Source organism: Ruegeria sp. F5 (genome assembly GCF_056533845.1).
The window spans coordinates 1-2,242 of the sequence record NZ_JBQFOU010000060.1 but is presented as its reverse complement, the minus strand read 5'-3'; the positions used below and the strand labels follow the sequence as shown (position 1 = coordinate 2,242).

Annotated in this window: 4 protein-coding genes; 3 read left to right on the top strand and 1 reads right to left on the bottom strand. The window is 51.4% G+C overall.

Annotated features, from left to right (window positions below; genetic code table 11):
* A partial coding sequence (locus ACR0K1_RS25495) for a hypothetical protein (protein ID WP_480852306.1) occupies positions 1 to 339 on the bottom strand: 339 nt, incomplete at its 3' end.
* Here ACR0K1_RS25495 and ACR0K1_RS25490 point away from each other — a divergent pair.
* The 3 genes from ACR0K1_RS25490 to ACR0K1_RS25480 all read left to right on the top strand — a co-directional run.
* Positions 244 to 624, top strand: coding sequence for a VOC family protein (locus ACR0K1_RS25490; RefSeq protein ID WP_480852304.1), 381 nt, complete (start codon positions 244 to 246; stop codon positions 622 to 624). The two genes, ACR0K1_RS25495 and ACR0K1_RS25490, sit on opposite strands and share 96 nt — an antisense overlap.
* Before the next feature lie 537 nt (positions 625 to 1,161).
* Positions 1,162 to 1,713 (top strand): 2OG-Fe(II) oxygenase, encoded by a 552-nt coding sequence (locus ACR0K1_RS25485; protein ID WP_480852305.1) that lies wholly within the window; start codon positions 1,162 to 1,164, stop codon positions 1,711 to 1,713.
* A 297-nt stretch (positions 1,714 to 2,010) separates the two neighbouring features.
* A partial coding sequence (locus ACR0K1_RS25480) for a co-chaperone GroES (protein WP_480852303.1) occupies positions 2,011 to 2,242 on the top strand: 232 nt, incomplete at its 3' end.

Genomic DNA, 2,242 nt, shown 5'->3' with positions numbered 1-2,242 from the left:
CTGCGGCTTCGGATCTATCCGCCGGGTGTGGATTATATCGAACACGAATTCATCCGCGTGGACTGAGAACAGATCATCGAAGCGGCCATTCTCCAACAGCGCAGCATCAGTCGCATTGGGCTCAAGGCTGACTTGTGGCGACAAAGCAATGCGGAACTGTGTTTTAAACAGCGAGTATGCGGACAATTGCCGCTTGTTTTGTGCGGTTTTGCGGTGCGGCTTTATTCGCGTTATGATTGTGGCATGCACATTTATGGCTTTGACCACATTGTTCTTTGCATCCGCGATGTCGACGTCACCTTGGAATTCTATCAACGTGTGCTTGGCATGGCTGCTCATGAGGAGCGGACCAGAAAATGGTCCCTTCATTTCGGATCGAACAAAATCAGTCTTCAGGCCGCCAATGAATTGCCACGCCTCGCAGAAAAAACCGTCCCAGGCAGCGGCAACTTCTGTGTTGTGACCGATACACCGATTGACGATGTGGTGGCGCAGCTTGAATCTAACAATATCGAGATCGTCGAAGGACCTGCAGAAAAAGCGGGCGCAGTTGGTAAATTGATGTCAGTCTACTTCCGCGACCCAGATGGCAATCTTGTCGAGATCAGCAACAGATTGCTGTGACGTGCCAATCGCTGAACGTAATTCCACTGCTCGACTGCGAAACCGAAAGGCGGCTACCGCACTTGCAAACTAGTCTTTGTCCTCATAGTGGCGGACAACTTCTGGCTTTATTCCATTTGGATTCCCGAAAATCCTCACAATTTGCAACGGTTCCAGAGATGTCCGCTATTCTTGCCGATTGGGCTGAATCGCATCCCGAGAAAATAACCGAACATGGTGTCGTTTTGGGTTGGAAGCGATTGCGCCAGAACGAAGAATAAATCTGGCAAACGGAAATCAAAAGGTCCTGAGTTTGACAACGCAATGATGTGAATCCTGATAGAACACGCCGGAAACATTGGTCCAATGAGTTTCGCTGTTTTAAATTCAGGATGGATGGCGGTTGAATGGGCACACGGCCTTGGGGCCGCGGCGCACCCAAATCTATCTGTCCAATACTAAAAAATACGTCGCTTTCGGACGCTTTGGTCGAAAACGGCGCAGCGACACATGCGCGTTGCCGCAATATCCACCTACAGTCTGGAAATGGTGTTCAGAATGATGGAAGTACATTCGATTCCCGGCGCTTTCACGGCGCGGGAATGCGAGCAAATTGTTGCCTCATCAAAGCGGGTTCCTGCAAATGATGCATTGCTGGTCGGCCAGAATAGAGATCCTAACTTGCGCAAGTGCGATGTGACTTGGCTGGACGACGTCACCGGCACCGGATGGGTAATGACACGTCTCATTAGTCTGGTGCGCCGCTCCAACACTGATAAGTTTAACTTTGATCTGCGGGAAATCTCCGAGAGCCCGCAAGTCGCTTGCTACAAGGCCTCAGACGGTGGCCATTTCGCATGGCACTCCGATATTGGAGACAGTCCCACCGCTCGAAAACGGAAACTGACGCTGGTTGTTCAGCTCAGCAAACCCGGATTGTATGACGGGGGTGACCTGGAAATCATGCCGGATGCCTACGCAGTGACGGCCAGTCGATATCAGGGATGCGCAACCGTCTTTCCGAGCTTCTTGCTACACCAGGTGACGCCGGTTGAGCAGGGCGAGCGATACTCGTTGACGGTATGGGCGCATGGCCCCGCTTTTCGTTGAGCAATACATACAGCGGACCGTTTTCTGCTCTTTACATAGGTGGCACGTGGCGCTTTTTGAACTTATCCAGACGGGTAGTCGGACAATAATCTCGCGTCGGCCCGGACGCGTTCTCGCCAATGTTCAAAACTCCTTTAAGATATTGAGTTCAAGCGTTCATATTGCAGCTTCGCAAAGCCAGAAAAATATCCAATCACATCTCTTGAAACTATGCTTTCACATCCCAAAATCTCGTTTGTTGGCACTCTATAGTCGAAAGTGCTAACTTGTTGAATCGCCAATTGAGGAGCAACAAAGATGGCATTCAAACCTCTACATGACCGTGTGCTGGTCCGTCGCGTTGAGAGCGATGAGAAAACCGCAGGCGGCCTGATCATTCCTGACAGTGCAAAAGAAAAGCCCAGCGAAGGCGAAGTCGTCGCAACTGGCGAAGGCGCTCGCAAGGACAGCGGCGAGCTGATCGCAATGGCCGTTAAGGCCGGTGACAAAATCCTGTTCGGCAAATGGTCGGGCACCGAAGTCACCATCG